This is a genomic window from Nostoc sp. (assembly GCF_036917135.1).
In the GTDB taxonomy this organism is placed as follows: Bacteria; Cyanobacteriota; Cyanobacteriia; order Cyanobacteriales; family Nostocaceae; genus Nostoc.
In genome coordinates, this window is the sequence record NZ_JBALEA010000040.1 from 77,621 (window position 1) to 104,602 (window position 26,982).

The window sequence follows — 26,982 nt, forward strand, 5'->3', positions numbered from 1 at the left end:
CACCCTCAATACCCAGTCGCACACAGATATCTCTGAGGATTTTGTCAGCGCAGACCTTGTGGATGTGTCCCAACCCATGCCAACCAGTAAACGATGTGCATAATATTACATTTCACTCCAAACCCTCTTTTCCGAATCTCACGCTTGTAAATGTGAAATCTTTGCGTTTGATTCTTTCTAGTTGTGCCAGAAGGTTAATTTGGTATGGTGGTAAATCGTAGGTTCTAAAAATCCAGCATGAGTAAGCTAGGGACACTCTTCAGTGAAGCGATCGTTGCCTTCATAGCCACTAACATAGATGACATCATTATCTTGTTAATATTTTTTTCACAGGTAAATGTTAATTTTCGCCCCCGGCATATCTTACTCGGTCAATATCTGGGTTTTGCAGCCATTATCATCGCCAGCTTACCAGGATTTTTTGGTGGATTGGTCGTACATCGAGAATGGATAGGATTGCTAGGATTGCTACCAATAGTAATTGGTATTCAACAATTAGTATCTAGAAAAGAAGAAAATATTACAGTTCAGACAGTCAGCAGTGATTTTAGTCAGTCCACACCTACTAACCCGGTATTGGCTTTTATTTTGAGTGTTTTGCATCCCCAAACCTATAAAGTGGCAGCAGTCACGATCGCTAATGGTGGTGACAATATTAGTATATATATTCCCTTATTCGCTGGTCATGATCTTGCCAGCTTGGGAGTAATTCTAAGTATATTTTTTATCATGGTAGGGATTTGGTGTGCGATCGCTTATTTTTTAAGCCGTCAACCTACCATTGGCAATATTTTAAGTCGCTACGGTGAAGCTGTGGTACCTTTTGTGTTAATTTGCTTGGGTCTATTCATTATGTATGAACGAGGTACATTCACTCTACTACCTTCCATTTTGAATGGTAGATTTGGGAGCTAAAATCTCAATTTGGTTACACCTGATGAACCAATTTCCAACTCACCATCATCAAAATTGCGTAAATAATAAACCGTAATGGTCGCTGGGGAGCTATTTGGCAGACTTTAGCGCCTAGTAACACCCCTGGAACAGAACCTAGCCATATAGGTAGTACCAGACTCCAATCAACTGTTCCCAAGCTGAGATGACCGAAGGCTGTAAACAGTAGTAAAATTGCTGCGTGTGAAATATCTGTACCCACTAACTTTCGGGCATCAAGGCGGAAAAACCCAATCAGCACTAGGGCAAACATTGAACCCGATGAAACGCTAGTTAGACCAACTAAACAGCCTAAAATTCCTCCCAAAGTGATTGTCAGAAAACGACCTAAATTAGTTTCTAAATCTAATTTTGGCAGTTCAGGTAAATTAAATTTGGGGCAAAAAGTCAATAACAACAATTGCACTAGTGCTAAGACTGTGACTAGCAAAATCATCCCGCCAAGTAAACGCAGCAAGATGTTATCCAGGTTATACTCACCTGTACTTTTAATAAAGTGCAAAATTCCCACGCCGAACAGTGAGCCGGGAACACTCCCAAATGCCAGCCATTTAACAACTTCTGTGTCAAGGGTTTTCTGTTCCCAATGCTTGACGCTGCCAACAATCTTCATCAATGTGGCAGCCACAACATCAGAACTCACAGCGATAGAAGGCGGAACCTGAAAGACAAAAATCAACATTGGGGTGATGAGAGAGGCTCCGCCAATTCCCGTCAAACCAACGATGATGCCAACAAAAAAGCTTAAGAGCGGTAGTAATAAATAGTGCATACTCTTTGGGGGTTTTAAGTACGATCAGTTCAACGAAGAGGCAAGGAGCAGGGGGAAAGGCTTAAGATAGAAAAGCCCGTAAGACGATGCACTTACCGTATTTTAATCGTAAACATGATTAAACGTCCAGCGTATTCGCTTTGTATATCGCTCGATTATCTGGATAATCCTCCGTAGGACTGGAGATTTATGGGAAATGGTTGCTAGAAAAAATACCTAAATGAGTACGAGATTTACTCATACGGTTCGGTTAAGGCAAGAGACGCGATAAATCGCGTCTTTGCGATCTAAGGCCTGTCATCAAAAAACCTTATCCGATCCGTAGACCTCTTGCAAAAGTCCCCTAACACCCCACCCCCAACCCCTCCCTGCTCTTCGGGAGGGGAGACTTTGACGTAAGTTAAAGGCGGGGTGGGGTTTATTTTTTGATTTATGCAAGAAGTCTCGTATTGCGAGATTTACCCATACTTGCGATCGCTCTTGGGAAAAACTTTTTGATTTACTGAAGCTGTTCTATATCTAGTGATTAACAAGCTTAGGCGAGGAAATACCAAAACTAATTAGAATAATCAAGGTCAAATCCGATTCTCTTCTCTGTTCACTGATGAAAAATTTTGTTTTTTACAACCCAGTCAAAATCCTGTTTGGCAAAGGTCAAATCGCCAATATTGCTGCTGAAATTCCTGCTGATGCCAAAATTCTTATTACTTACGGTGGGGGTAGCATCAAAACTAACGGCGTGTATGAACAGGTGAAGTCTGCATTGGCTGGACGGAATGTAGTGGAATTTGGTGGAATCGAACCCAATCCTCATCTAGAAACCCTATTAAAAGCGGTTGAATTAGTGCGGAATGAGGGCATAGACTTTCTACTTGCGGTAGGTGGCGGTTCAGTTCTTGATGGCACTAAGTTTATTGCTGCTGCGGCACCCTTTGTTGGTGATCCTTGGGACATCCTCGCCAAGAATGCACCTGTAAAGGCTGCTTTGCCCTTTGGTACAGTTTTGACTTTACCAGCAACCGGCTCAGAAATGAATACGAACTCGGTTGTCACTAAGTGGGAAACCCAAGAAAAACTACCTTTCAGCAGTCCTTTGGTGTTTCCGCGTTTTTCTGTTCTCGACCCGGAAACAACTTTTTCCTTACCTGTGCGGCAAATTAGCAATGGAATTGTCGATGCTTATACCCATGTGATGGAACAGTATTTGACTTATCCAGTCAATGCGCCACTACAAGACCGGATGGCTGAATCAATTTTGAAAACGCTGATTGAGGAGGGGCCAAAAACCCTGGCGAATCCCCAAGATTACGATGCACGGGCAAATGTGATGTGGTCTGCGACGTTAGCACTTAATGGGTTAATTGGTGCAGGAGTACCCCAGGATTGGGCAACTCACATGATTGGGCATGAATTGACAGCACTACATGGTTTGGATCATGCTCAAAGTTTGGCGATTGTGCTACCTAACACCCTGACAATTAGGCGCGATCGCAAATGGCAAAAACTCTTACAGTATGGCGAGAGAGTTTGGGGGATTGTCGATGGTAGTGAAGAAGCACGGATTACTGAAGCGATCGCTAAAACTCGTAATTTCTTCGAGTCTGTTGGCGTACCCACACACTTGTCTGATTACGGCGTTGGACTTGATACCATTCCTGTAATTATTGAGCGTTTTGAAAAGCGCGGTACTGTAGCTTTGGGCGAATACAAAGATGTTAATTCTCAGGTAATCGAGCAGATTTTAACTCTCTCAGCGTAAGAAGTGGAAAGTAGTGAGTAGGTGGTGGGACAATACAGTTCAGAATGAGCAACAAAACACTTGTAGAGTCGGCAATTTATCGCGTCTCGAAAACCAAAAATTGTTGCCAGTAGCCCTTAACCCAAGCGTATTGGGTGGTGGGAAGAGTTTAGTTTAATAGGACTGACACAAAAGTAAACGCTGTAGGGGCAATTCATGAATTGCCCCTACATGAAAATAAGGGTTTCAGCTATTGTTTGCGTAAGTCCTGTTTAAAAAGAATTTTTTCACCTGGGAACTGGCACTTGATTAATTACCGACGCAATTACCGCATCCATTTGTAAACCATCCAGCATGGCTTCTGGTTTCAAAATGAGGCGATGACGTAGCAACGGCGATGCAACTGCTTTCACATCATCTGGCGTGACAAAATCCCTTCCAGCTAACCACGCTAGGGCTTGAGATGTCTGCAACCAAGCACCGGCGGCGCGAGGCGATGCACCCAAAGTTAAATCAGGATATTGACGCGATGTTCTCACCAACGCCAACAAATAATCAACGATCGCTTCTGATACTTTAACTTCTTTGGCTGCTTGTCGTGCTTGCAAAATATCGTCTACTGTTGCGATTGGTTTCAAACGGCTAATATCCAAACGCCTTGCTGCAAAACCCGCCTGACGATTCAGCAACATTTGCTTTTCCGCAGCTTGATCGGGGTAATCTACCACCAGCTTAAATAAAAATCTGTCCAACTGCGCCTCTGGTAAGGGATAAGTACCCTCAAATTCCAGGGGATTTTGGGTTGCAATTACCCAGAATAAATCGGGTAAGGGTAAACTTTCACCATCTAGCGTTACCTGCATCTCTTCCATCGCTTCCAGTAGCGCCGCTTGTGTTTTGGGAGGAGTCCGATTGATTTCGTCTGCTAGCAGCACTTCGGTAAATATTGGCCCTTTTTTCAAAGTGAAATTACGGCTATTCAAGTCAAAAATATTTGTACCAGTAATATCTGAAGGTAAAACATCTGGTGTTAATTGAATCCGCCGAAACTCTCCTTGAATTAACTGCGCCAACACTTTTACTAGGAGGGTTTTACCAGTTCCCGGTACTCCTTCCAAAATTACGTGTCCACCCGCTAGCAGTGCTACTAAGAGTTGCTGTATTAAGCTAGATTGTCCGACAATTACTTGATTAAGACTTTGACCAAGACGAATTAAGATAGGATGGGTTGCACTCATATTTTTATTGATAAATAACTAATGCAGAAATATTATGCATAATTCCAAAAAATTAATAGGACTTACGCAAGAATTACGGAATAACGAACCGCAGAGGCGCAGAGAAGCCAGCGCGTTGCGGGGGTTCCCCCCGTTGTAGCGACTGGCGCGACACGGAGAAATAAGAGTTTGAGAGATATTTTGCGTAAGTCCTAATTAATTACGAATTACGAATTAGTCTAATGGTTCGCCATTTCCCCAACCAGCTTAACAGGTCTCGTTCACTGATAGGTTGTTTGCGAGATTGTAGCTTTAAAACTGCATCTAGTTCTGCTGGACTTGCACCTGTTTTTTCTATCCAGAAATTGATCAAGTCTTGATGTTCTAAAAGTATTTGCCCTAATCCCAAGGCTTTTTGGAGTTGTAGTTGTTCTTGTTTGCCAACCATCTCTACAACAAAGTCGCTGGTATCAGCTTTCTGCAACACTCCCGCTAAAGCTTGGATATATGCCTCACTATTATCTATAACTGGTATATCTAAAGTTACTGGCTTACCAAAGCGGCGATTCTGTGCCCAAATTAGCACTAATAGTAGGATAACTACCTGCATCAATATTGGAAATAAAGGAGTTTTCGCAAAAAAGCTAAATAAATCTCCTTCGCTTTCTTTCTTTCTGACATCGGCATCTTTATAGCCGTGGATGTATTCATCGACAAATACTGTGTGATTTTTTTCAGTTACTAAACTGGATAGATACTTGAAATTACTTAAATAATCTTGGTAGGCATTGGCAGCTAAATAAGGAGTGGTAGAAAAAATTACCTTTCCTTGTTTGTAATTTTCTTCCCAGACAATAGCACCAAAGCGATCGCCTAAATTAACTTGCTTGGTGTTAGCTTTTTTATATCGTCTACGTGTATCAATTTTGATATCACCTTCGGCAGATTTTTGCATAGTACTAAACTCCGCTTCTGTAACCCGCGCCCCGGCACCCAAAATTACCAAAGTATTCCCTTTTTCTACCCATTCACGCTCTTGACTATCCAGTGTTGTTTCCCTTGGATAGCCGCCTACCTGTAGGAAGGTAACGGGGCTGTTCTCTGCCTGAATATCACTAAAAGGCTTTTGCCAGCGCTTGATCGAAATTCCCTGATGTTGCATAAAAGCATACCAAGCACCATAGCCATCAGGAGCGCGGTTATAAGTAGAGCCAATGTTAAGTTTAGTATTATTGGGAGCCGCGAACAAACTAAGTAAAACCATCGCAACGAGTGCGATCGCTCCCATCCAGGCAAGGCGATTTGAACCTTTCATTTTCGACTTTTATTGCCTTTGAGTATCACTAGTGTTAATACTTACTTATTTTGCAGGTAAAGTCAAAAATATAATTAATTTTCTGAAACCCTGGATTAAAACACCTGTGGTAACAAACCGTACAAGTTATTTCAATGAATCCTAACGATTGCTTCGCGTGGCGACGTTCAGCCTTACATAGCCTTGGCGGTGTTTAAGAAGAATGGTTTCATTCTAGTATCTACAATCACGATATAATCCAAACTGACTTGATAAATTGCTAATTACACGAACAAAATAAGGCATAGCAAGTTTATACAAGCAGGTAGACTATCTGATGACTATTCCAGAGTCAATTAAACAATTTATCATATCGATACAAGGTTTTGACAATCATATTTTACAAAATGAAGACGATGATTTTAATCTAGTTAAAAAAAACAATAACAATACTAGAAGTATTTCAATATCAACTAAATACAACTTAATAGAAAATTTTATCAAACGCTATCCAGATTTACACGATGTTTTAGAAAAATGTGATTTTGAACCTTCCACTACGCGAGAAGGCTACCGCTTAGTTGTTGTGAAACCAAAAGTAGCGATCGCCTGTAATTTACCCAAAGCTTTTGGAGAAGGTAATTGTCAAATAGAATTCAGCAGCATTCTTTTTAGAGGTCTAAAAATTTACTTAAATCATCAAGATATTTTAGGTCAATTAATGATCGGATTGCACACCGAGGCAGATTGGGGATGTCGTCGGTTTTTGAAACAGTTAGATAAAAATAATTTTACAGTAAATTTAGGTCAAACAACAGTTATTTTATCGAAGTTAGAAGTAACAGACTTGTGTTTGTGTGTTGATGAAGTTTTTCAAGAATATCAAAATTTAATAATTGAATTTGAGAATGTTCTAGAAACATGGGATTTTGAATTCGTAAAATTTTCCGCAATTCGCGGTTTTATCCTTTTTTCTGTCAAGCAAGAATTATGGAACTTAATGCAACAATTTGCTAATGAATTTGATTATACTAAAGGTAAATCACAATGGCATATATTCCATAGAGAAGATATATCAATTCGAGTTAGTCGAGGAATTCACGATCATACATTTATCTTTCCCCAATTCGATAGTGACTTATCTTTATTCCCTAATAATCAAATTAATATAATATATGAGATAAATAATGTTAATTTTCAATCTATTCATCCAGATAAATTAACATTTTGGCAGCAAGATATTGGGGAACGCGGAATCTGGACAGCTAGATATACGAAGCAGTGGCTATTAGAAAAGTATATTCCCCAAGTTATTAATTATTACTCCAAAAAGTCTCAACTATCTGAAGCTGAACTACTAGCGAAAATAACAAATTCCAAAAGTGGTCGTGTGCTGATTAAAGAAATTGATCATCTCAGATATTTAGCACCTTATCTTCACGACATCCAATCTTGGCTACATATATATGTGGAAAACATTGCTGCTTCGCTATTGCAACCATATTACCAAGCTTATACAAATTTAGTGCGTAATACAGATTCTTCCATAACAGGTATAGACTATATTATCGGAAATTTGCGTAAGGTTGAATGGACAAATACGCAAGAAGAAAATTATAGCAACTCCACAGACTGGAAAAACTTGACTTTTAAATATGCAATGGATTGCTTAGATGAACAAGTTGTAAGAATAAATAATTGTGAATCCGAGAAGAGTTTAAATGCAGATTTAATAACTCGGATATTTATTTGGATTATAGAAAATGGGAAAATCTCTTTCTCGCAAGCTCAATTAAATGCTGCTAAACAGGCTTTGCTACCACTTTGGGAACAGAGTCGCTTTGAAATGCGCTATGTGTATCCTAATCGATAAAACTACATAATCTGCTGTAAATCCAACACAAATCTAGGTAGGACATTTTCTTCTGATAACGTAGCAGGATTGTCTAATATCTCTACATCTTTACCTGGACGATAAATTTCCACGCGCTTGTTTTTCCGGTCAATTAACCAGCCTAATTGAGCGCCATTTTCAATATATTCTTGCATTTTCTCTTGCAAATCTTTTAGAGAATCACTAAGAGAACGTAACTCTACTACAAAATCAGGACAAATGGGGGCAAATTTTTCTTGTTGTTCTGGGGTTAAAGCATTCCAACGCTCAATTTTCACCCAAGAAGCATCAGGAGAACGTTCTGCACCATTGGGTAGAGTGAAACCGGTTGAAGAGTCAAAACCTTTGCCTAATTTAGTCTGTTTATTCCAGATTCCTAATTCAACAACCATATCAAAGTTACGGTTGCCAGTATCACTACCTGTAGGTGGCATAATTAATAATTCCCCTGATGCTGTACGCTCAAATCGATAATCGCGGTTTTTCTGACACATTTGGAAAAATTGCTCATCAGTCAAATCAATTTTCAATTTGAGTGTAGAAGCTAAAGTGGTTGTAGTGGCGTTCATAGGCTATTTTGAGCATCTTAGTTTCTAGTGTAGTGCTGTGTGGGGTGCGATCGCCCAAAGCATTTTTTTGTTTTGATTGTATATTTCTTGCAATTTTAATGTTTTACTACTTAGTTTTTTAAAAGTATTAAGTGCTTAACCTTTGGGAGATATAAAACTTTTGAAAGATGTAAATGCAGGATTAGGGTTAGTAGCTTGACTCACATAAATAAACGTACTAACTTTGCTAGAAATACTTTCAAGTGAATCATTTTCCGAAAATATTTCTGATAAATCTTTATCTATTATGTTTGCCACATATGCTAGTATAGCGGTTACAATTGGTAGCCATAATGCAATTAAGTCATTAATAGATTTATTGGTTATCTTAGATGCGTCAGGTGTGAAGGCAACTTGTAAAGAATCAACTTTTTCACCAATAATTGATTCTAGACACTTTCCTATAATAGCTATCAGAAAACTTTTAAATGTTAAATTTCTAAATAAAGCTATCTGTTTCTCTTCAATAGAAACTAACTGATTATTAGCCCTTTTTTTACTTAGTTCTATCTTGTGTATATTTATTGCTTTGGAAAGAGTATGTACTAATAGAATATGCCTTGATTTTTGATCTTTAAATGCTTTTTCATAAGAACTACGACGTTCAAACAGAGAATTCTTACCTCTACTAGCACTTATATAATCACCAGTAAATGCAAGCATTGGTTGTATTACTTGCTCAATCCCTAGTTGTACAGAAGATGAACTGAAGCCTCTTTTCAATGAGTATTCATGACCAAAGTTTCTAAATTCCTCAGAGATCCGCTTTTGTTCAGCACTATTACTATACTGATCCCAGGTTGTGATTTCATTTTGGGTATTATTATACTTAACTATCTGACTAATTGTAGCTGCGTTTGAGCATTGAATAACCCGGCATAAAACTTTTACTTCCTTTAGATGATACTTGGTAATATCTACTGAACCGATAGAACCTGTTGTCTGAGCGCCATTAATAATTGAAATACCTTGCAGGGTTGTTGTACTACTACGTTTATTTTCTTCAAATCCCAGGGTAAGAATTGTAATCCCATTGTTATATACCCAGAAGTTGCTAGAATCATTTTCTGCTGATTGGCGAATACCAGTATTGATCTTTCTACGCTTATTAATACCTAAAAACCCTCGATAATTTGCAGAAAATAGGTCATCGCCATATTTGTTAAAAATATCTCTTAACCAGATTCCAGGAATAGATAATATAGCAGATTTCCAAGATGGACCTTCCTCAGTAAACTGGACTTTAGCAGGACATTCAAGACTATCTTTAACGGCGATAGATGACTCTTGTGCAGAATATAATCTTTCAAGAGCCTCAGTACCTAGTTCACGTGCAACAACATTAATATTAGCATCTGTTGCTAAACTTCTTGAAAGGTAAGTTGCAGCAGTATTAAGTTCCTTAGATACATTTACTGATTCTGGAAGGTTATGAACATAGAGCAAATCAATCTGCTCGATATCCCCATTGTCTAAGGCGCTACGACAGTCATTAATAATAGCTTTTAACTTATCAGGAACTTCATTAACATCTCCTGATATTAGCCAAGCAGATGCTGTGTTTAAATCAGATGCTTTATTGGCAGGTGCGCTGTCAACTTTTCTTGATGAATAATATCCTTGAGCAAAGAGGATTCTCTTCGAGTCCCAGTCTAGACGTATGAAATCAATTTTTTTATCATTGCCATCATCTGTAAGACATTCAGTGGCTAATTGTTCAGCATCTGGGCAGTCTAAATAAAGAGCCATCGACCAAGCCAAATAAGCCTTATCCTCATCGAATTGTTGAATTAATTCCGTGTTTGCTTGAAAAGCTTTGATGTAATTCATATTACTGTGAACCATAATATTTCAAACCTTACATCTAAATAGTATAGTTTGAAACACTTACTAAAGTGCAATTAGACCTTATCTTCACCGCCAAAATACTAATATTTCACCCACACAGGGGATTTGTAGGACACAATCAAACAAAAACAGGATTTTTAGCCAGGAGCGATCGCCATGAGTCCAAAATATCATCTGTGCGATCGCTATTCTCCCGCCAACAATAAGACTTCTGCATACAATTGTTCACGAATCCAGAAGCCGTTAGCAATCAAATTATCTAATATCTGCTGCACCTGCGGCACAAACCCTTGTTGTTTAGCTGCTAGCAAAATGCCCAGTAGTCCAGTGATTCGCAAACCAGCTTGAATTGCCTCATTTCTGCCTCTTCTTTCATCGATAATCAGTCTATCAGCATTTAACTCTACAGCAAGGGCGATCGCTTCAGCTTCACCCGGATCTAAGTTAATTTGTAAAGTCTGAAGTAGAACAAGATTTGTAACTGGTATAGTTTGAATCCAATTTAGATTTTTAATTGCCAGTGTACCTGGATCTGTTGCACCAGAGTCAAGAATTTCCTGATAAACTGCCGATGGAATAATCACCTTACCATAGAGTTGCTGCAACAGAGCTAACTGTCCAATAGCAGCTAGGTTGCTGATAGGTGATGTATTGCTGACAACAATCATCGCCAATCGTTAGCTGACAAACTTTTTACATCCTCCCTCAGTTCAGCTATATCGTAGTGCAAAGGAATTTTGCGACTAGCTAGTAACCTCTGAAACTCAAGTTGATTCATCAGAGCAAAATTACTCGCCTGTCCCAGAGTAAAACGCTCTTGTTCAAAGAGCATAATTGCAATTTCCTGAAGCAATTCTGTGTCAGACATCTGAATTGTTTGTAAGACTTTATCTGAGATGACAATACTCATAGTCTTATTAGCTCATTAACACCTCTAGATTTTAGGATAAGCTAAACCGAAGCTTTCAACAGAATATTATTCAGCTGCGATCGCCAAAAAAGCCGTTATCAGTTTCTTTTGCTTAAGCGTGGCTTCGCTCCCTCACTCATCCACGCCTAAGCACCAACTAATCTAGCCCTCTATTTACGTACTAAGTTGAGCAGTTCTTTTGGAGAAGCCAGCAAGTCAATCGCTACAAAGAAGATTTTGCCTTGGGGATCTAGCAAAAACCGCCATGCAATATTCATCCCCACACTGGCACCGAACCAAGGGCTTTGAACTTTACCTGTGACTTTAATTTGGGTATAGCCATCTTCCACAGGCTCAGATATGCCACGCTCTGGGATCATCTTCAATCCCTGACATTCTTCACGCATATAAGCGCGGATTGCCTCTTGACCAATAATCGGTCTTTCAAAGGGAGGCTGCAAAGCGCCTTCGGAGGTAAACAGAGTAACCGCAGCATCAAAGTCATTGGCATTCATGTTGTTGATATAGCCCAGCACCGTAGAATTGTTGATGCCCTCGATGGTGACTTTAGTCCGAAATGCTAGTGCAGTGGGAGGAGCCACAGGTTGTAAGACCTTTTTGTAACTACCGGGAGCATTCGGGTCAAATCCCATGCTAATTACAGTATTGCGTAGGATTGTGATTTGTTGACCGGAATCAGCATTGCGGATGGCTTGCAACACTTCCGCAGCTTTAGGAGAAAGTTTGTAACCTTCGGGGATCGGAGCAACGATTCCTTGGGCCATCCATTCTCCTAACTGATACCAAAAGCCCAACTTGATATTCACGGTGAAGGATGCATAGGAACGGCAAAGGGGAGTGTCAGCACGGTTAGCCAAATCGTACATGACTTGTGTTTGAGCCTCAAAAGGCATCTGCTTAATTTGTTCGAGTAAGCCTTGCGCGAGAACCATATTGGCTGCGCCAGGAGCAGCAACGGTAATACTTCTACCCATCTCGGTATAGGCAAACCAGAGCAATGCTAGTTGATCTTCAGCATTGAGTTGAGAGAATGATTCGACAACCGTTGGAACAACGTCAGCAACTAGGGTGCCGGGAAAAATACCTTGAGCCGACTGGATGGTAAAAGACATAGCAGAAATTCCCCAAAGAAAATTACAGTTCTATCGAATGTCAAAAATCAAATGTGCAAAGACGGAAGAAAAGCGTTTAGCTGTTAACAAAGGCATTCAGCAGTATTTACGTAGGGGTAGCCCCTTGTATAAATCGCTTTACCAAAGGCATAGCGATTCTATTGCCGTTGAGTTTGAATACTCGGCAACGCACATTGCAGGCTCAACTGCATAGTTATTTAAAAAGCCTTGTTCAACAGTGGTTTAACGCATTGACATTGCTTTTGTATCCATACGTAAAGAAACATAACAATTTCGTTACAAATAAGCAATACTTTCTCAGTTATAGATTAAGAATTTTTATTTATGCAAATGATAAGTTTTACTGAAGTTAGATAAATGCAATTGGTGCTTTTGTGTGCATTCACTTCCAAGAGAGTAGGTGTAGCTCGTTGTAAACATCGCACGTCTCTACATATATCAAATTTCTATCAACAATCCTTTAGCTGAACCTATTTCGTCATCAAAGAGTCGGTTGTAGACATCGCCTACTTCTCGCATAAATCCGAAATACCCCACTTGCTTAGTACGGGTTACACTACTTTTTTGTTGTGTCAAGCAGTTGCAAAAAATATTTACAATAGTTAACATTAATTTATAGATGAGATCGTCGGACACGGTTTGATTAGATGGCTAACCAGCCTTGAGGAATTTTCTCCACTTGACAAATAAAATAATTTAGAGGCAAACTTATGAGAACCGATTTTGATTATCCAAAAAAAGATTTAATTGGATCTGTTGTTTTTAGACCTGATTTCAACAACTTTGAGACTATCAATGCAAATCAAGCTTGGTCATTGTTTTTCACTGTCGGTCAAGATGACAAGTTACTGGGACAAGAGATTGAATTCGGCAGATTTTTTACTAACCTTTTAATTGCCATTGGAGTAACTGGAACTATTTGGGCGATTTACTTCAGCCAATTGGGATAAATAAGTTTGTTCATATCTAGTGTGTGGTAAATTTAACGGAGGTCTTGGATTTTGATATCAAGACTTCTTTTCATTTTTAAATATGTCTAAAAAACTCTGTTTAGCTTTGGAAAAAAATCGATGTTAATTGGATTTATAAAACTTCCCAATTTATCACGATATTGTGGATACGTGGGCTTAGAAGTTGCACAAATGGTTTCCAAATATCTTGCAGTTCAAAGTAAAATCTATGTAATTCAAAATAGAAAAATATTGGTATCTCAACTTTTAAAGTCTGGTCTCGATTCTCATACAGCAAATCGAACTGTTACTGTACTTATATCAAGCCCTGTTTTACAATTAAGCAACAAAAACCAGTGTGCAATTAATTATATGCGAGAGTAATTATACAGGCGACAAAAGGGATTGGGGATGAGGGAGAATAATTACTAACTATTGACTAGTCCCCAGTCCCCAGTCCCCAGTCCCCAGTCCCCAATTCAACGCAAACAACGAATCGCTTCTAATAGACCTCTAGCTTTATTCAGCGTCTCTTCGTATTCTTTCTCTGGCTCAGAATCAGCCACCAAACCTGCACCGGCTTGTACGCTGACTGTATGATCGCGTACTACCATTGTGCGAATTGCGATCGCAGTATTTAATTGTCCTTCAAAATCGTAATATCCATATACACCGGAATAAACGCCCCGGCGACTAGACTCTAACTCGTGAATAATTTCCATCGCCCTAATTTTGGGTGCGCCGCTTACGGTACCTGCTGGGAAGGAAGCTTTCAGTAAATCCCATGCTGTTTTACCAACTGCTAATTTACCGACAACATTGCTCACAATGTGCATTACATGGGAGTAGCGCTCAACCACCATTAATTCATCAACTTTGACGCTACCATTTTGACAAACACGCCCTAAATCATTCCGCCCCAAATCCACAAGCATGACGTGTTCGGCAACTTCCTTGGGATCTTCGAGTAAATCCTTAGCGAAGGCTGCATCTTCCTGGGTGGTTTTACCCCGTGGACGTGTCCCAGCAATTGGCCGTACCGTTGCGATCACTTCACCCTCTGCATCGATTTCGGCTTTCACCATCACTTCAGGACTGGAACCGATAATTTGCCAATCTTGGAAGTTAAAGTAAGCCATGTAAGGCGAAGGATTTATCTGACGTAGGGAGCGGTAAAGGGCAAAGGGGTCGCCTGTGTATGTTGTTGATAGTCGCTGGGAAATTACTACTTGGAAAATGTCGCCTGCTTTAATATGGTCTTTGGCCTTTTGGACGCTGGCACAAAAATCAGGGCGGGTAAAATTACTGGTGTATTCCTCTGCTTCTCCAGATACCCTACTCCCTGGCGGTTTCCATTCCAGTTTGGTTTTTTCTGGCGATAGGGGTAGAGATAACTTTTCGAGCATTTGGGTGACGCGATCGCCAGCTTGTTGATATGCTTCCTGTAAATCTACATTCGGATCGCGTAAATCAGCATAAGCGATCGCCCAAATTTTCCGCTTCACCTGGTCAAAAATCAATAGGTGGTCTACCTGCATCCACAATCCATCAGGGATATTTCGCTCATCTGGTGGATAAATTGGCACACGTGGCTCAATCCAGTTAATCAATTCATAGCCCCAAAACCCAAACAAACCGCCAATTCCTGGCGGTAGCTGTGGTAATTTTACCGGGTGATAAGGTGCTAAACATTCGGCTAAAGCTGTAAAAGGATCGCCCGTAAAAACGACCTCCGAACCATCGCGGTTTTTCTGGGTAGTGCGATCGCCCCTTGCTTCCAAAACCCACACCGGATCGCAACCGACTAAACTATAGCGTCCTAGCTTTTCCCCGCCTTCGATGGATTCCAACAAAAAGCTATAGGGCTGACCTGCACAGACCTTATACCAAGCGGATACGGGGGTATCTAAGTCCGCCACCCATTCTTGATATACCGGGACAAAGTTGCCTTCTACAGCTAGCTGAGAAAATTCGGAGAAATCGGGGAATACCATAAATTGCTAGGGGATTGGGGATTGGGGAAGGTGGGGTTCCCTCTGGGGATAAGGGGGATTGGGGATTGGGGATTGGATATGAGGTAAAGAGTATGGGGCATTGGGAAGAATTTAGTTTATATTCTCCAGTCCCCAGTCCCTAGTCCCCAGTCCCCAGTCCCCAAGCCCCAGTCCCTAGTCCCTATGCGTCGTGGGTTGCTTTACCACTGAACTTGAGTTGTGATGGATTGGGGTTTTGCCCAATGCTACGTGGGACATAACGCACTTTTTCACGACCTTCATTCACCTTTTCGGGGAAGACACCATCGGCTGGGTGAATTAGGGTAGTTTCTCCGGTGGGCAAAATCCGGTAAATTTTGTAGTCTGTGATTTTCAGTTTCCGAAGTTGCTGACCGCCCAAAAAGATGCCATATTCTTTACGAGCTATATACAGCAGGTTTTCACCTTTCCGCATAGTAGCAGCACCACCTGTAGGTAATTCAAAAACTTGCTCTTTCGGGCTAGTCCAAGTGATAGCGTACTTTTCTTCCACTACTGCTTTGTTTAGCAAGCCACCAGTGCTGCCAGCAAATAGTGGGGTTTGTCCAGAGAGTGTTTCTGCCATAAATTCCGTTCTCTCAACGTTTTTAGGGAATCGTAACACCGCAACCACGATCATATTGCGATCGCGTCATAGACTGTAACAGTTTTTAGTCATTAGTCCTTTGTCATTTGTTAAAAATTAATGCCCCATGCCCACTTGCCCTGAGCGGAGCCGTACCACTTCTTGGAAGCAAGCTACGTGTAGCGTCTCGTAGAGAAGGGATGCCCAATCCTATCTACTCTTGACTTTTGTCCGCTTTTCCTCTTGGCTATTCTGAACAATCGGGATGGTGAAGTGAAACTGACTACCCTGGTCTTTGCCTGTTGACTCTGCCCAAATTTCCCCACCCCAGCCATTAACAATTTGACGGCAAATTGCTAAACCAAGTCCAGTCCCCCCAGTGGTGCGGCGCAGCGCTCCCTCTTCTTGATAAAAGCGGTCAAAAACTACTTCTAAACGATTTGGTTCAATGCCGCGTCCAGTGTCAGCCACAGTTACCTCAACCATTTGACGGCTGTTATAAATCGCTTTAATCGTGATTTCTCCTTGGGGTGGCGTAAATTTACAAGCATTGTCCATAAGTTTTGCCAGTACCTCTACTAGCCAATCACCATCAGCTCTTACCAGAGGTAGGTTTTCGGCAATTTGAGTCTTGATTTGGGGCGGCTTTTCCGTTGAAGAACGCGGGCGATTTCGGCTGAGTGATAAATCTATACACTCTTGTAAGCTGAGTGATTCTGGATGCCATTGCACCCGGCCGCTTTCCAAGTTGGAAAGTGTGAGGAAATCTTGTACCAATTTTCGCATTCGCTCTGAGTCAGAAAGAGCCGTGTTGAGCATGATCTGCTGCAACTCCAAGGGCATATCCGGCTCACTAGCGAGGCTTTCTAGGCACACTTGAATGGTGGATAGGGGGGTACGCAGTTCATGTCCAGTGATGGCTATAAGGTTGCTACGGGTGCGGTCTAGGGCTTCTAGCTGCTGATTTAGTTCTTCTAGGTTAGCGTAAGCTTCCGCTTGGATGAGAGCTGCTCCCACTTGGGTAGCGATCGCTTCTACCAAATCCAATTCCCCAGGTTGGCACTCGTGCGGTGGCATTCGGCAATAGTGCAACTCCACAATGCCCAATAATCGTCCTTGATAAAATACTGGTTCCATCAACCAAGAACGAATGGCAAACCTTTTAGCGATCGTGGAAAGTCCTGGCGAATTGGTCACGCGAGGGTCACTCAGGGTATCGCTCACACAAACACCTTCGCCTTGTTCCACGATGTCCCGAAATAGGGAATTTTGCTCTAACTCCCAGGTTTGCCCACGAACCGATAAAACACCGGGAGTCAAAAATTCGTGTTCAATTATGGCTTGGCTATCTGCGGCTTGAGCGCGGTAAATTAAACAGCGACAAGCTTCTAGGTGTTGTCCTAATTCTTCTGCCGCCACCTGGAGAACTTCGTGAGGATCGAGCGATCGCCTAATGGCAGTACTAATTGAGTTGACTAATCGTTCTTTTCGTGCTTGGGCAGCAATGGAACGATAGGCTTTGTGCAATTTGTACTGGCTTGCTTGCAAATAAGTGACTAAGCGCTGTACAAAGGGATCTGTATCAATGTCACAAGCGTATTCGTTTACTTGTTCGGCTCCAGAGTGGTTTCGCGGCTCCCCGATGCCAAACCTCTGACGTGCCTGTTGAATTTTACTAGCCAGTTCTGGTCTGTAAACCAAAGTCCTGTCTAACAGCAATTCGGCTGCTTTGAGGCTAACTCCCCTCTCCGATGTCCAAACTCCCTCAAATCTTCGCGCTGTGTCGATATCCAGATTCGGGCTTAGTTCCGGTATCTGCTTGTTTTTGGCAATAGAGCCAAGGTTTTCCCGACAAACTAGACAAGTAGCATAATTGTCAGCAATCACTACCAAATGCCACTCATGACTTAAGCCATCCGTTGGCTCAAAAGCGACTTTTTCGTAATATTCCGAACTGTTGGTGAAATCCGTTTCTGGAGCAGATAATACGTATATTTGATTACTTCGCAAGGCAAGTCGCTGGTAGCGATGAGCTTCTTGGCGGTAGAATCGCTCTCGCTGAAAACTAGCAATTACAAGGGGTTGGGCTAAAGTCCCAGCCAAAACTTGATCTTCCATCGCGTGGGAGAGCGCCGTTAGTGAAGCCTTAAAATATAGCTGGGGCCGCAAGTAGGGTAGGGACTTTAGCAGATCACTCAGCACAGAAGTCGAAATGCTCATGAATTATTGTTAAACGCTCAACCTCGATCAGATCCACGTCACAGCTGCATTGTACAAATTCCAACGGACTCTCAAGTTAAATAGACAGTTGCGATATGTAAAGAACGCTAAAAAGCGCTTTTCGCCAACGTAGGCGCAACACTTCGTTACCAACTAGGAGGAATGCGGACAACTTGAATTATTGACAACCTACTACGCCCAATATACATTCTTGACCAACTTTGCTATATAATTGCATAGGTCGAATCTTTATTCTCTAAGTATTAAAACAGCAATTATTGTATAATTTAGATTCATTTGTTCCCCAATAACTACTACTCATTGATTGTATAGTCCACGCGTTGGCGTAGCCCGTTGTAGGCATCGCCTACTTTACCGACCTTGATTTATGCTAACTAAAGAACTTTTTTACCCAAAAATCATTAATAGTACATTTACATAATTTAAATTTAATAAATAAATTAATTATCATAAATTAGTCTAATCCAATACCAAAGATATTTAAGACAAAATTGTATAATGGTAAAGAGCAAATGGTTTCTATAGCCAACAAAAATTCGGAATTTGGCATTTTTGCTGAGTATACAATATATATTGTGTTTCTGAAAGTTAAGTGACTAATGAATTATCTCAAAATCCTGAGTTTTCAGTCTTGACTTTACACTTATCAAATATAAATTTATCAAAATTTGCTTATATGGATTTGAACGCTGCTATTTTGTCCGCAGTGTGTAAGGATTATTTTGGCTCTAATGGCTCAAACGAGTTTTAGAGAGCGTCTTTTTTTCGGAAGTTGTGAGGATCAACAAGAAGCAGAGAGGATAGGGGCAGAGGAGAAACCCCATACTTAAAAGCAGGGGAAAGATAATTGACCAGATTCAGCACCTTGTGTCTCTCTAGGATACGCTGTTCTTTGTTTGCACCGCGTGTCTCGACACAAATCTTTCTTTTTTTGACCTAAATCAAAGACCCTGTGCGACTTGATCTCAAACCTAACCCCCAACCCCTTCCCTACCAGGGAAGCTACGGTGTACACACAAGTCCTTCTGACCCCCTCTAACTCCCCCTTGGTAAGGGGGAGAACAGGATATTTCCCCCCTTGGCAAGGGGGAAAATCCAGGGTTTGGGCTTCATTACCAAGATGTGTGTACACCGTAGACAAGGGCTGGGGAGCAAAAATCAAAGCCTCTCCCCGTTTTGGGGAGAGGTTGCAAGAATTAAGTAGCACATTGCGTTAAATAAATTTAGTTGCTCTGTCACAAAGCAAGAGGATATTTCTTCTTTCTTCTCTGACCGTCTGCCTCTTGGATAAGAAAGACACCACAAAAATATAGACCCATACACGGAACTTTGGCTCATGACACCGGATACACTAATGACCCCGGAAAAAATTTTCCTGGATGGAAAAACTTTTATTCCTGCTGAACAATTACCTATCCCTGAGTGGCCTTGTGTTGTGAGTGAAAGATCACAACCGACACTGACGGTTAAGGATGATGACTTATTTTTTGTTACAGATACTATCGGGAATATTTCTGCCTGTTCCCTTAACGATGGCAATCCCAGTATGGGACTGTTTTGTTGTGATACAAGATTTCTCAATCGCTTGGAGTTGCAAATTGAAGGGCGATCGCCTGTACTCTTAAGTAGTACTGCTGAGAAAGGGTTTTCACTCTCAGTTTTATGTACCACCCCCAAAATCGACGATCGCCTCAAAGCCGAAACTATCGGAATTCGCCGAGAAATCGTGCTGAATGGGGCACTATTTGAAGAAATAGAAGTATCTAACTACAGCACAACCACTGTCAATTTTGAACTAACCATCAGCTTTGATGCGGATTTTGTTGATTTATTTGAAGTCCGAGGCTATGACAGAGAAAAACGAGGCCGGCTTTTACGCCTAGTAGAACCGACGGCTGAAGAAGGAACATTTGATGGCGTTTCACCAATACCCAAAGAGTCATCCGCTTCTAGGGAGGAATCCTTAACACTCGCCTATCAAGGTTTGGATGGCTCGGTGATGGAATCCCGGATTTTATTCCAGCATCGGCAACCAGACTACTTTAAGGGTTACACTGCGGTTTGGCAGCTAGAGTTAGCTTCTCACGAAACTCAAAAGCTGGGCTATCGCGTGAATATGTTGAAAAACAACCAGTCCAGTTCAACCGTCAGCGCCGCCACTACCTTAGGACAGGCGAAAGCTGCTGAGTTGATGGAGGAGCAAAACTGGGTACAACAAATTACCCGCATTAGCTCAGATAAGAGTACCTTCAATCGAGTGATTGAGCGGGCTGAACAAGATATGTATTTGTTGCGCCAGTCTTTTGGGAAGTATAAGACTGTTTCCGCCGGAGTGCCGTGGTTTTCGACATTATTTGGGCGAGATTCGCTGGTTACAGCTTCTCAAACCCTGATGTTAAACTCGCAAATCGCCAAGGAAACTCTGATATTACTGGCGACATACCAAGGTAAAATCGACGACGAATGGCGCGAAGAAGAACCGGGTAAGATTTTGCACGAGTTACGTTTGGGAGAAATGGCTCGTTGTCAAGAAATTCCCCATACACCCTATTACGGTACAGTTGATGCCACTCCCCTGTGGCTGATGCTCTATGCCGAACATTACGCTTGGACTCACGATCAAGAACTCCTAGAGCAACTTTGGCCAAACGCTCTAGCAGCAATGGAGTGGATCGATCGCAATAGCAAACAAACCAGCTACCTGAGTTACTTCCGTAAATCTAAACGCGGTCTTGTTAACCAAGGTTGGAAAGATTCTGGCGACTGTATTGTAGACCACAAGGGAGAATTAGCCAACGGGCCAATTGCTCTTTCTGAGGTGCAAGCTTACGTCTATGCCGCAAAAATGCGCCTAGCAGAAATAGCTAGAATGAAAAAGCGGCTTGATTTGGCAGATCGTTGGCAAGAAGAGGCCAGAAATCTCAAGGTTCGTTTTAATCGAGATTTTTGGGTGGAAAACCAGGATTTCTGCGCTTTGGCTTTGGATGGAGATGGTAAGCCAGTAGACAGTATTACCTCAAATCCCGGTCATTGTCTGCATTTGGGACTTTTCACCCACGAAAAAGCCTATAGTGTCGCCGAACGGTTGCGGGCACCAGATATGTTTAATGGTTGGGGCGTTCGGACTCTGAGTAGTTTGTCACCTGCTTACAATCCAATGGGTTATCACACTGGTTCAGTTTGGCCTCATGATAACGCTCTGATTGCAATGGGATTGCGATCGCTCGGTCTAATTGATCAAGCCTTGGAAATATTTCAAGGTTTATTCGATATGACCCAGCAACAACCCTACCAACGTCCTCCAGAACTCTTCTGCGGCTACGAACGGAACGGTGATAATACCCCTGTGCAGTATCCAGTTGCTTGCACTCCCCAAGCTTGGGCTACGGGTAGTATCTTCCAACTACTACAAATGATGGTCAACTTGGTGCCTGATGCTCAAAATAACTGCTTGCGAATAATCGACCCCGCTTTGCCAGAATCGATTAATCGCCTGTCATTTCATAATTTGCGAGTCGGCCCCACCATCCTCGATTTGGAATTCGAGCGTTCTGGTACTACTACTGCTTGTCGCGTTGCGAAAAAACGGGGCAATCTTCGGGTAGTTATCGAAGCTTAGAAAGGGAGTAGGGAGTGGGTAATTTACCACTCCCTATTTTATGGTTGGTGCGGCAGCTACGCCCGTCGTAGACATCGCTAGGTGGCCTAACCTGAAATTCAGCACCAAGGCTGTCCTAGCATCTGCTCCAACTAACGCAGTGTTAGTCTGCTTCGTCGCCAGTGTGCAAAGTTCTTAAAAGCTGCTCTGTAAGCTCGATCAGTTCAGATACAGAATTTTGCGTAATTTGTGTAGTTTTGAAGCCATGAGCGATCGCATTACGTAATAAGAGTGCATTCATTAGTAACTGATACTCAGATTTTGAAATTACACCTTCAGTTGCTAATTGCTTTACTAAGTAGAGTGGATCAAATCTTTCTAAACTTAGCTCTTCCTTTTCGGTAATAAGTCTCAAAGTTGCTTCTACCAAAGACCAAGAATATAGAATAGCTGATTCTGGATGTTGCGTTGTAAGTTGCCTTGCTACATGCAACTGTGATTCTATTTCATGTTCCTGAAGAGAACCCTCTGCTTTCAGAGAATACATTATATCCTGCGGGTTGGTCATTACTAATTCAAATCTCCAACCAGGATGTTTTTCTACCGCTTGAGCTAAATTACCTAAATATTGATTAGAAGAAGAGTTAAGTGAGGAGCGTGACTTGACTTCAATAACTACATTTTCTTCTCCCCGACGTACTATCATATCAGGGCGATAGTAATTAAGGAAGTCAGGCAAGTCTTCTGAATTTGGATGAAAAAAAACTTCGTAACCCTTTTCACGATACTCCTCTGCTAGTTTCAGCAATCGCTCTCTTTCTAAGTTTGCGGTTGAAGTTTCCATCAAATAATTACCTCCTGGTTAGGAGCATCAATTACCACAATATATAAGAACTCATTGCCGCGAGTAAAGCCTTCCGCCAATGTCGAGGTCATGTTTTCTATTCTAAAGTTACCTAACAAATTCCTCTTTCTAACTAGGAGATCGCTTACTTGATTATCATCGACGTAGACTAATCCTTTAATTGCATCTTGAATAGGCTTCACTATATTGTCTACATCTATTTGATCAGAATCATAGAAATAGGTTATTTGGAGCATAACCAACCCAGTAGCTGTTTTTTGTTCCGAAGACCAATATTTTTCAGCTTCTTGTCGCACTGTATTTTTCCAAGCTTGAAGCCGATTGCCCTTACCGCGATTACGAGCCTGTTGTGATACTGGTGGGCCATCTACTATGAACTCAAATCTGATCAATGCACTTTTAAATAATAGATCACAGGTTATTTTATGCTAAGTAAGTGGGCACAACAAAACCACACTGTGTAAAGAAAAGTAAACAAGGCTCAAACTCTTTTTCCCCCTGCTCCCTGCCCCCTGCTTTATCCCAACGATAATTATTTACGCCTACCTACTTAGTAACCCCGAACACAAGCGGAAATTCCCGCTACTCATGAAAGAGGGATACTGCCGTTACTAACTGTTGCTGCCTCGCTCAGTCGCTTCGCCGAGTGCTTCACGAATTATATCATCACTCACACCATGCCGTTTCAAGCTGGCAATCCACGCTCAATGTAGACGACGTAAAGAAGATTCCATCGTCTGTTCAAGCCAATTACAGCATCTCGCTCCTCATCATTGCGGCTTGCGTCAACCACCACTAGAAACGGATCGAAGATTATTAATGATATTTTCTTTTATTAATTGAGATTTTGGTGTAGACTCTTTTTAAGAATTATTGAATAAAATTCTCAATAAAAGGTAGATGTAAAATGACAACTTCTACAAGTCCGCTGTCGGTGGAGCAAGACCTTACTGACTCGCCTTGGTGGGCTGGTAACGCCAGACTCACCAGCTTATCAGGGAAATTACTAGGCGCTCACGTCGCTCATTCTGGTCTGATCGTTTTCTGGGCAGGAGCTATGACTTTATTTGAGCTAGCCCATTTTAATCCAGCAGAACCGATGTACTCGCAAGGCTTAATTTTGCTACCTCATTTAGCTACTGAAGGTTGGGGTGTTGGCGCAAATGGTGCAGTCGTGGATACTTATCCCTACTTTGTAATTGGAGCTTTGCATCTAATTTCTTCAGCCTTTTTGGGTTTCGGAGGAATCTTTCATTCCCTGCGTGGCCCGGAAAAATTGGAAGGTAGAGTTCCTTTCTTTGGCTACAACTGGTCAGACACGGGTAAAATGACCACAATCCTTGGTATACATCTGGTTTTACTGGGTTGTGGTGCATTCTTGTTAGTCGCCAAAGCAATGTACTTTGGGGGTTTGTATGACCCAAATGTTGAAAATGTGCGGGTAATTACAAATCCGACATTAAACCCAGCCGTCATTTTTGGTTATCTGTTTGGCGCAATTAGGAAATTCTGGATTGCTGGCGTTGACAACCTAGAAGACGTAGTTGGCGGACACATTTGGGTTGGTGCGATATTGATTTTTGGTGGACTTTTCCACATTGTGACAAAGCCCTTTACCTGGACGCATCCACTATTTGTTTGGTCTGGAGAAGCTTACCTCTCATACAGTTTGGGCGCTTTAGCACTGATGGGCTTTATTGCAACTCTCTTTGTATCAGTAAACACCACTGTATATCCTGAAGTTTTTTATGGACCGGCGCTCGTGGTTAGACAGAATATCGTGCCGTACTTTTCATCACCTGACCCTGACCTTGTAACTGCCCGGACTTGGTTAGCTAATGCCCATTTTTGGTTAGCTTTCTTCTTTCTCCAAGGTCATATCTGGCACGCCTTGCGGGCGCGTGGGTTCGATTTTCGCAAAGGTAGGGTGAGTCAGGATGCGGTAATTCCGCAACCAATTAGCTAAATTCAATTTAATGCAATAGATTTGCAATTGTCTGGAAGCATAAGCTCAACAATATTGCTAAATATTCTCAAGGAGTTTTGGAAATGACAGCAGTAATTGAAGATAGCCCATATAAGCAACAGATACCTGATGTTGGTTGGTGGGCTGGTAACTTTCGTCTCACTAATTTATCGGGAAAATTACTAGGCGCTCATATTGCCCATTCTGCATTGATTTTGTTATGGGCTGGAGGGATGACGCTGTTTGAATTGTCGCGCTTCAACCCTAATGAGCCAATGTATGAGCAAGGGTTAATCATACTGCCTCATCTAGCAACTCTGGGTTTGGGTGTCGGTGCTGGTGGGCAAGTTATTAGCACCTATCCCTACTTTGTAATCAGCGTCTTGCATCTGATACCTTCAGTGATTCTGGCAGCCGGTGGTATTTATCACTCTCTGCTGGGGCCAGAGGTGTTACAAGATAATCCCACTTGGGCTGGATTTTTTGGCTACGACTGGGAAGATAAGGACAAGATGACAACCATCATGGGCATTCACCTAACGCTTTTAGGTTTGGGTGCTTTGGCTTTAGTTGCTAAGGCGGTGTTTTGGGGTGGACTGTTTGATCCTTGGGCTGCTGGCGGTGGAGATGTTAGGGTAATCAATCATCCGACACTTAACCCATTCCGCATTTTTGGCTACCTATTTGGGGCTTGGGGTTCAGAGGGATTGGCTGCTGTTGATAACTTGGAAGATGTTGTTGGCGGTCACATCTGGGTTGGTTTGATGTTAATTGGCGGTGGTATTTTCCACATCTTGACTAAGCCATTTGCTTGGGCACGCCGAGTGTTGATTTACTCAGGGGAAGCGTATTTATCTTACAGCATTGGTGCTGTAGCATACATGGGCTTTTTAGCAGCATATTTTGCATCAGTTAATAACACTGTCTATCCCGAAGTTTTTTATGGGCCAGTTAGAGCTATAGAAACTTCTGCTGGTATAGTTTCTGCTCGTGGTTGGTTGGTAACTTTCCATTTTGTGCTTGCGCTCATATTTCTGTTAGGTCACATTTGGCACGCTCTCCGCGCTCGTGCGATCGCAGGCGGATTTGATTTTAAAAATGGTGATATGGTTCAGCCTCCACGTGTAGATCGCCAAACGAGTAATCAAGTAACCGTAGTCAATTCTGCTGATTTGACGCTGAAGCTTCTCAAATACTTGCCAATTTATCGCCCTGGTATATCTGCTCTGTGGCGAGGATTAGAAATTGGCATGGCTCATGGTTACTGGCTAGTTGGCCCCTTTGCTACGTTAGGTTCATTAGGTTTATTACGCAATTCTAATGTGGGCAGCTTGGTTGGTTTACTAGCCACAGGCAGTTTGATTATCATCCTGACGATTGGTTTTTCGCTTTATGGCACTACTAGCTACGAAAGACAACAGGAAATCTATTCACGACCGGTTTCGGTTGCAACACTTGCCAAAGTGCCACAGAGCATCAATACTGTCGCCGAATGGAGTCAATTTACTGAGGGCTTTTTGATTGGTGGAATTGGTGGAGCAATCTTCGCTTATCTACTATTGACTAGTGTTGCTTTATTCGGTGCGATCGCAATTAACTCGATTTAATCATCTAGTGATTTAGTACCCATGATGTAAAGACGTAGCATTCTACGTCTTTACAATAAAGTATCTAGTAAATACTTAGAGCAAGACTTAGATTTCTCGCTTTCTCCTCACTCCTTGTTTAAACGGCTACACGTGCCGATCTGTCCCTTTAATGGTTTGTGGTAGCACTAACAATATCATCTTAGAACGCGAAGTTCTGCAAGGAAGGCGATCGCTATTGTAAGTTGTTCCTTGGTGTATTGGCGTTCACAGATTAAGTTTGGCATTCTTGGCACTCATTGCTTCAAGTTAATAATTAGACTGTTTAGGCAATGACATATTGATTTATGTCTACCTACTAACTTAGTTATTTTAGTTTCACTCAACACCAGCTAAATAATATTTCATGCCTGCGGTTAAAAGCAGTTGACTGCGGGCATTTTATTTCTAATCTTTAGGAGGATGACTTATGCTAGCTACAATTTTTTGTGCTTCATTTGCTTGGGGCACTTTGATTTTCTTTATTTTGAGTATCTGGTTTACCTTAAAACAAGGGATAAATCATTTAAAAAAGCTACATGAAATTCCTTGTCATGCTTGTGAATATTTCACTAACGACTATCGCCTTAAGTGTACTGTACATCCAATTAAAGCTTGTTCTGAGGAGGCGTTCGGCTGTCTTGACTTTGAACCTCAAACTTCTTTCTGTAATGCTTGTCAAAAGGGTGTGCGAAAGCTTTGTTAAAATTTTCCAATTAGATAATTTCTAATCCGTAATACTCTAAATAC

24 protein-coding genes are annotated in these 26,982 nt (G+C 41.7%); 10 read left to right on the forward strand and 14 right to left on the reverse strand.

The annotated features are described in order from the left end of the window. Positions 1-237 precede the first annotated feature (237 nt). Complete coding sequence (locus V7K50_RS11945) at positions 238-915, forward strand: cadmium resistance transporter (RefSeq protein ID WP_334960233.1); 678 nt, start codon at positions 238-240, stop codon at positions 913-915. Positions 916-928: 13 nt separating this feature from the next. Here V7K50_RS11945 and V7K50_RS11950 read toward each other — a convergent pair whose 3' ends face one another. Further along, positions 929-1,726 (reverse strand): sulfite exporter TauE/SafE family protein, encoded by a 798-nt coding sequence (locus tag V7K50_RS11950; RefSeq protein ID WP_334960235.1) that lies wholly within the window; start codon positions 1,724-1,726, stop codon positions 929-931. 604 nt (positions 1,727-2,330) lie between these two features. On the opposite strand from V7K50_RS11950, the gene V7K50_RS11955 reads away from it, so the two are divergent. Beyond that, the gene (locus tag V7K50_RS11955; protein ID WP_334960237.1) at positions 2,331-3,485 is read left to right on the forward strand and encodes an iron-containing alcohol dehydrogenase; all 1,155 of its coding nucleotides are present in this window, start codon (positions 2,331-2,333) and stop codon (positions 3,483-3,485) included. Positions 3,486-3,751: 266 nt separating this feature from the next. On the opposite strand, the gene V7K50_RS11960 is transcribed toward V7K50_RS11955, so the two are convergent. Then, positions 3,752-4,702 (reverse strand): AAA family ATPase, encoded by a 951-nt coding sequence (locus V7K50_RS11960; protein WP_334960239.1) that lies wholly within the window; start codon positions 4,700-4,702, stop codon positions 3,752-3,754. A 199-nt stretch (positions 4,703-4,901) separates the two neighbouring features. Beyond that, complete coding sequence (locus V7K50_RS11965; RefSeq protein WP_334960241.1) at positions 4,902-5,996, reverse strand: DUF4350 domain-containing protein; 1,095 nt, start codon at positions 5,994-5,996, stop codon at positions 4,902-4,904. 316 nt (positions 5,997-6,312) lie between these two features. Between V7K50_RS11965 and V7K50_RS11970 the strand changes: the two genes are divergently transcribed. Continuing rightward, positions 6,313-7,848, forward strand: a complete 1,536-nt coding sequence (locus V7K50_RS11970; RefSeq protein WP_334960243.1) for a hypothetical protein — start codon at positions 6,313-6,315, stop codon at positions 7,846-7,848. Positions 7,849-7,850: 2 nt separating this feature from the next. On the opposite strand, the gene V7K50_RS11975 is transcribed toward V7K50_RS11970, so the two are convergent. Both V7K50_RS11975 and V7K50_RS11980 read right to left on the reverse strand, forming a co-directional pair. Beyond that, complete coding sequence (locus tag V7K50_RS11975) at positions 7,851-8,438, reverse strand: Uma2 family endonuclease (protein ID WP_334960245.1); 588 nt, start codon at positions 8,436-8,438, stop codon at positions 7,851-7,853. Between the two features lie 135 nt (positions 8,439-8,573). Further along, positions 8,574-10,307 (reverse strand): AIPR family protein, encoded by a 1,734-nt coding sequence (locus V7K50_RS11980; protein ID WP_334960247.1) that lies wholly within the window; start codon positions 10,305-10,307, stop codon positions 8,574-8,576. A gap of 65 nt (positions 10,308-10,372) precedes the next feature. Here V7K50_RS11980 and V7K50_RS11985 point away from each other — a divergent pair, with 65 nt between their 5' ends. Continuing rightward, the gene (locus V7K50_RS11985; protein ID WP_334960249.1) at positions 10,373-10,531 is read left to right on the forward strand and encodes a hypothetical protein; all 159 of its coding nucleotides are present in this window, start codon (positions 10,373-10,375) and stop codon (positions 10,529-10,531) included. Here the strand turns inward: V7K50_RS11985 and V7K50_RS11990 are convergent. The 3 genes from V7K50_RS11990 to V7K50_RS12000 form a co-directional block, all read right to left on the reverse strand. Continuing rightward, positions 10,511-10,993, reverse strand: coding sequence for a DUF3368 domain-containing protein (locus V7K50_RS11990; protein WP_334960251.1), 483 nt, complete (start codon positions 10,991-10,993; stop codon positions 10,511-10,513). The two genes, V7K50_RS11985 and V7K50_RS11990, sit on opposite strands and share 21 nt — an antisense overlap. Continuing rightward, positions 10,990-11,235 carry a UPF0175 family protein gene (locus tag V7K50_RS11995; RefSeq protein ID WP_334803981.1) on the reverse strand — a complete coding sequence of 82 codons (246 nt, stop codon included), beginning with the start codon at positions 11,233-11,235 and terminating at the stop codon, positions 10,990-10,992. Before V7K50_RS11995 ends, V7K50_RS11990 begins: the two co-directional genes overlap by 4 nt. Positions 11,236-11,405: 170 nt before the next feature. After that, positions 11,406-12,368 (reverse strand): orange carotenoid protein N-terminal domain-containing protein, encoded by a 963-nt coding sequence (locus V7K50_RS12000; protein ID WP_334960253.1) that lies wholly within the window; start codon positions 12,366-12,368, stop codon positions 11,406-11,408. Positions 12,369-12,405: 37 nt separating this feature from the next. Here V7K50_RS12000 and V7K50_RS12005 point away from each other — a divergent pair, with 37 nt between their 5' ends. After that, a complete protein-coding gene (locus V7K50_RS12005) occupies positions 12,406-12,582 on the forward strand; it encodes a hypothetical protein (RefSeq protein ID WP_334960255.1) in 177 nt (58 codons plus the stop codon). Between the two features lie 245 nt (positions 12,583-12,827). Here the strand turns inward: V7K50_RS12005 and V7K50_RS12010 are convergent, their stop codons facing one another. Then, positions 12,828-12,998, reverse strand: a complete 171-nt coding sequence (locus V7K50_RS12010; protein WP_334960257.1) for a hypothetical protein — start codon at positions 12,996-12,998, stop codon at positions 12,828-12,830. Positions 12,999-13,099: 101 nt separating this feature from the next. Here V7K50_RS12010 and V7K50_RS12015 point away from each other — a divergent pair, with 101 nt between their 5' ends. Further along, positions 13,100-13,339 (forward strand): hypothetical protein, encoded by a 240-nt coding sequence (locus tag V7K50_RS12015; RefSeq protein WP_334960259.1) that lies wholly within the window; start codon positions 13,100-13,102, stop codon positions 13,337-13,339. Between the two features lie 479 nt (positions 13,340-13,818). On the opposite strand, the gene trpE is transcribed toward V7K50_RS12015, so the two are convergent. From trpE to V7K50_RS12030, 3 genes are all read right to left on the reverse strand, one after another. Next, a complete protein-coding gene (gene trpE, locus V7K50_RS12020; protein ID WP_334960261.1) occupies positions 13,819-15,333 on the reverse strand; it encodes an anthranilate synthase component I in 1,515 nt (504 codons plus the stop codon). Positions 15,334-15,514: 181 nt separating this feature from the next. Further along, on the reverse strand, positions 15,515-15,937 hold the full coding sequence (locus V7K50_RS12025) for a photosystem I reaction center subunit II PsaD (protein WP_334960262.1): 423 nt from the start codon (positions 15,935-15,937) through the stop codon (positions 15,515-15,517). A 210-nt stretch (positions 15,938-16,147) separates the two neighbouring features. Further along, positions 16,148-18,157: a DICT sensory domain-containing protein gene (locus V7K50_RS12030; RefSeq protein ID WP_334960264.1), complete on the reverse strand. Its 2,010-nt coding sequence runs from the start codon at positions 18,155-18,157 to the stop codon at positions 16,148-16,150. A gap of 1,357 nt (positions 18,158-19,514) precedes the next feature. On the opposite strand from V7K50_RS12030, the gene V7K50_RS12035 reads away from it, so the two are divergent. Continuing rightward, positions 19,515-21,797 (forward strand): amylo-alpha-1,6-glucosidase, encoded by a 2,283-nt coding sequence (locus V7K50_RS12035; RefSeq protein ID WP_334960266.1) that lies wholly within the window; start codon positions 19,515-19,517, stop codon positions 21,795-21,797. A 142-nt stretch (positions 21,798-21,939) separates the two neighbouring features. Here the strand turns inward: V7K50_RS12035 and V7K50_RS12040 are convergent, their stop codons facing one another. Together V7K50_RS12040 and V7K50_RS12045 are read right to left on the reverse strand one after the other, a co-directional pair. Then, complete coding sequence (locus V7K50_RS12040) at positions 21,940-22,620, reverse strand: hypothetical protein (protein WP_334960268.1); 681 nt, start codon at positions 22,618-22,620, stop codon at positions 21,940-21,942. After that, positions 22,620-23,033, reverse strand: a complete 414-nt coding sequence (locus V7K50_RS12045) for a RusA family crossover junction endodeoxyribonuclease (protein ID WP_334960271.1) — start codon at positions 23,031-23,033, stop codon at positions 22,620-22,622. Before V7K50_RS12045 ends, V7K50_RS12040 begins: the two co-directional genes overlap by 1 nt. Positions 23,034-23,548: 515 nt before the next feature. Here V7K50_RS12045 and V7K50_RS12050 point away from each other — a divergent pair. The 3 genes from V7K50_RS12050 to V7K50_RS12060 all read left to right on the forward strand — a co-directional run bounded on the left by V7K50_RS12050 (position 23,549) and on the right by V7K50_RS12060 (position 26,938). Next, entirely contained in the window at positions 23,549-24,607 is a 1,059-nt protein-coding gene (locus tag V7K50_RS12050; protein ID WP_334960273.1) for a chlorophyll a/b binding light-harvesting protein, read from the forward strand. A gap of 83 nt (positions 24,608-24,690) precedes the next feature. Further along, on the forward strand, positions 24,691-26,214 hold the full coding sequence (locus V7K50_RS12055) for a chlorophyll a/b binding light-harvesting protein (RefSeq protein ID WP_334960275.1): 1,524 nt from the start codon (positions 24,691-24,693) through the stop codon (positions 26,212-26,214). A gap of 448 nt (positions 26,215-26,662) precedes the next feature. Beyond that, positions 26,663-26,938, forward strand: coding sequence for a hypothetical protein (locus V7K50_RS12060; RefSeq protein WP_334960277.1), 276 nt, complete (start codon positions 26,663-26,665; stop codon positions 26,936-26,938). Positions 26,939-26,982: the final 44 nt, after the last annotated feature.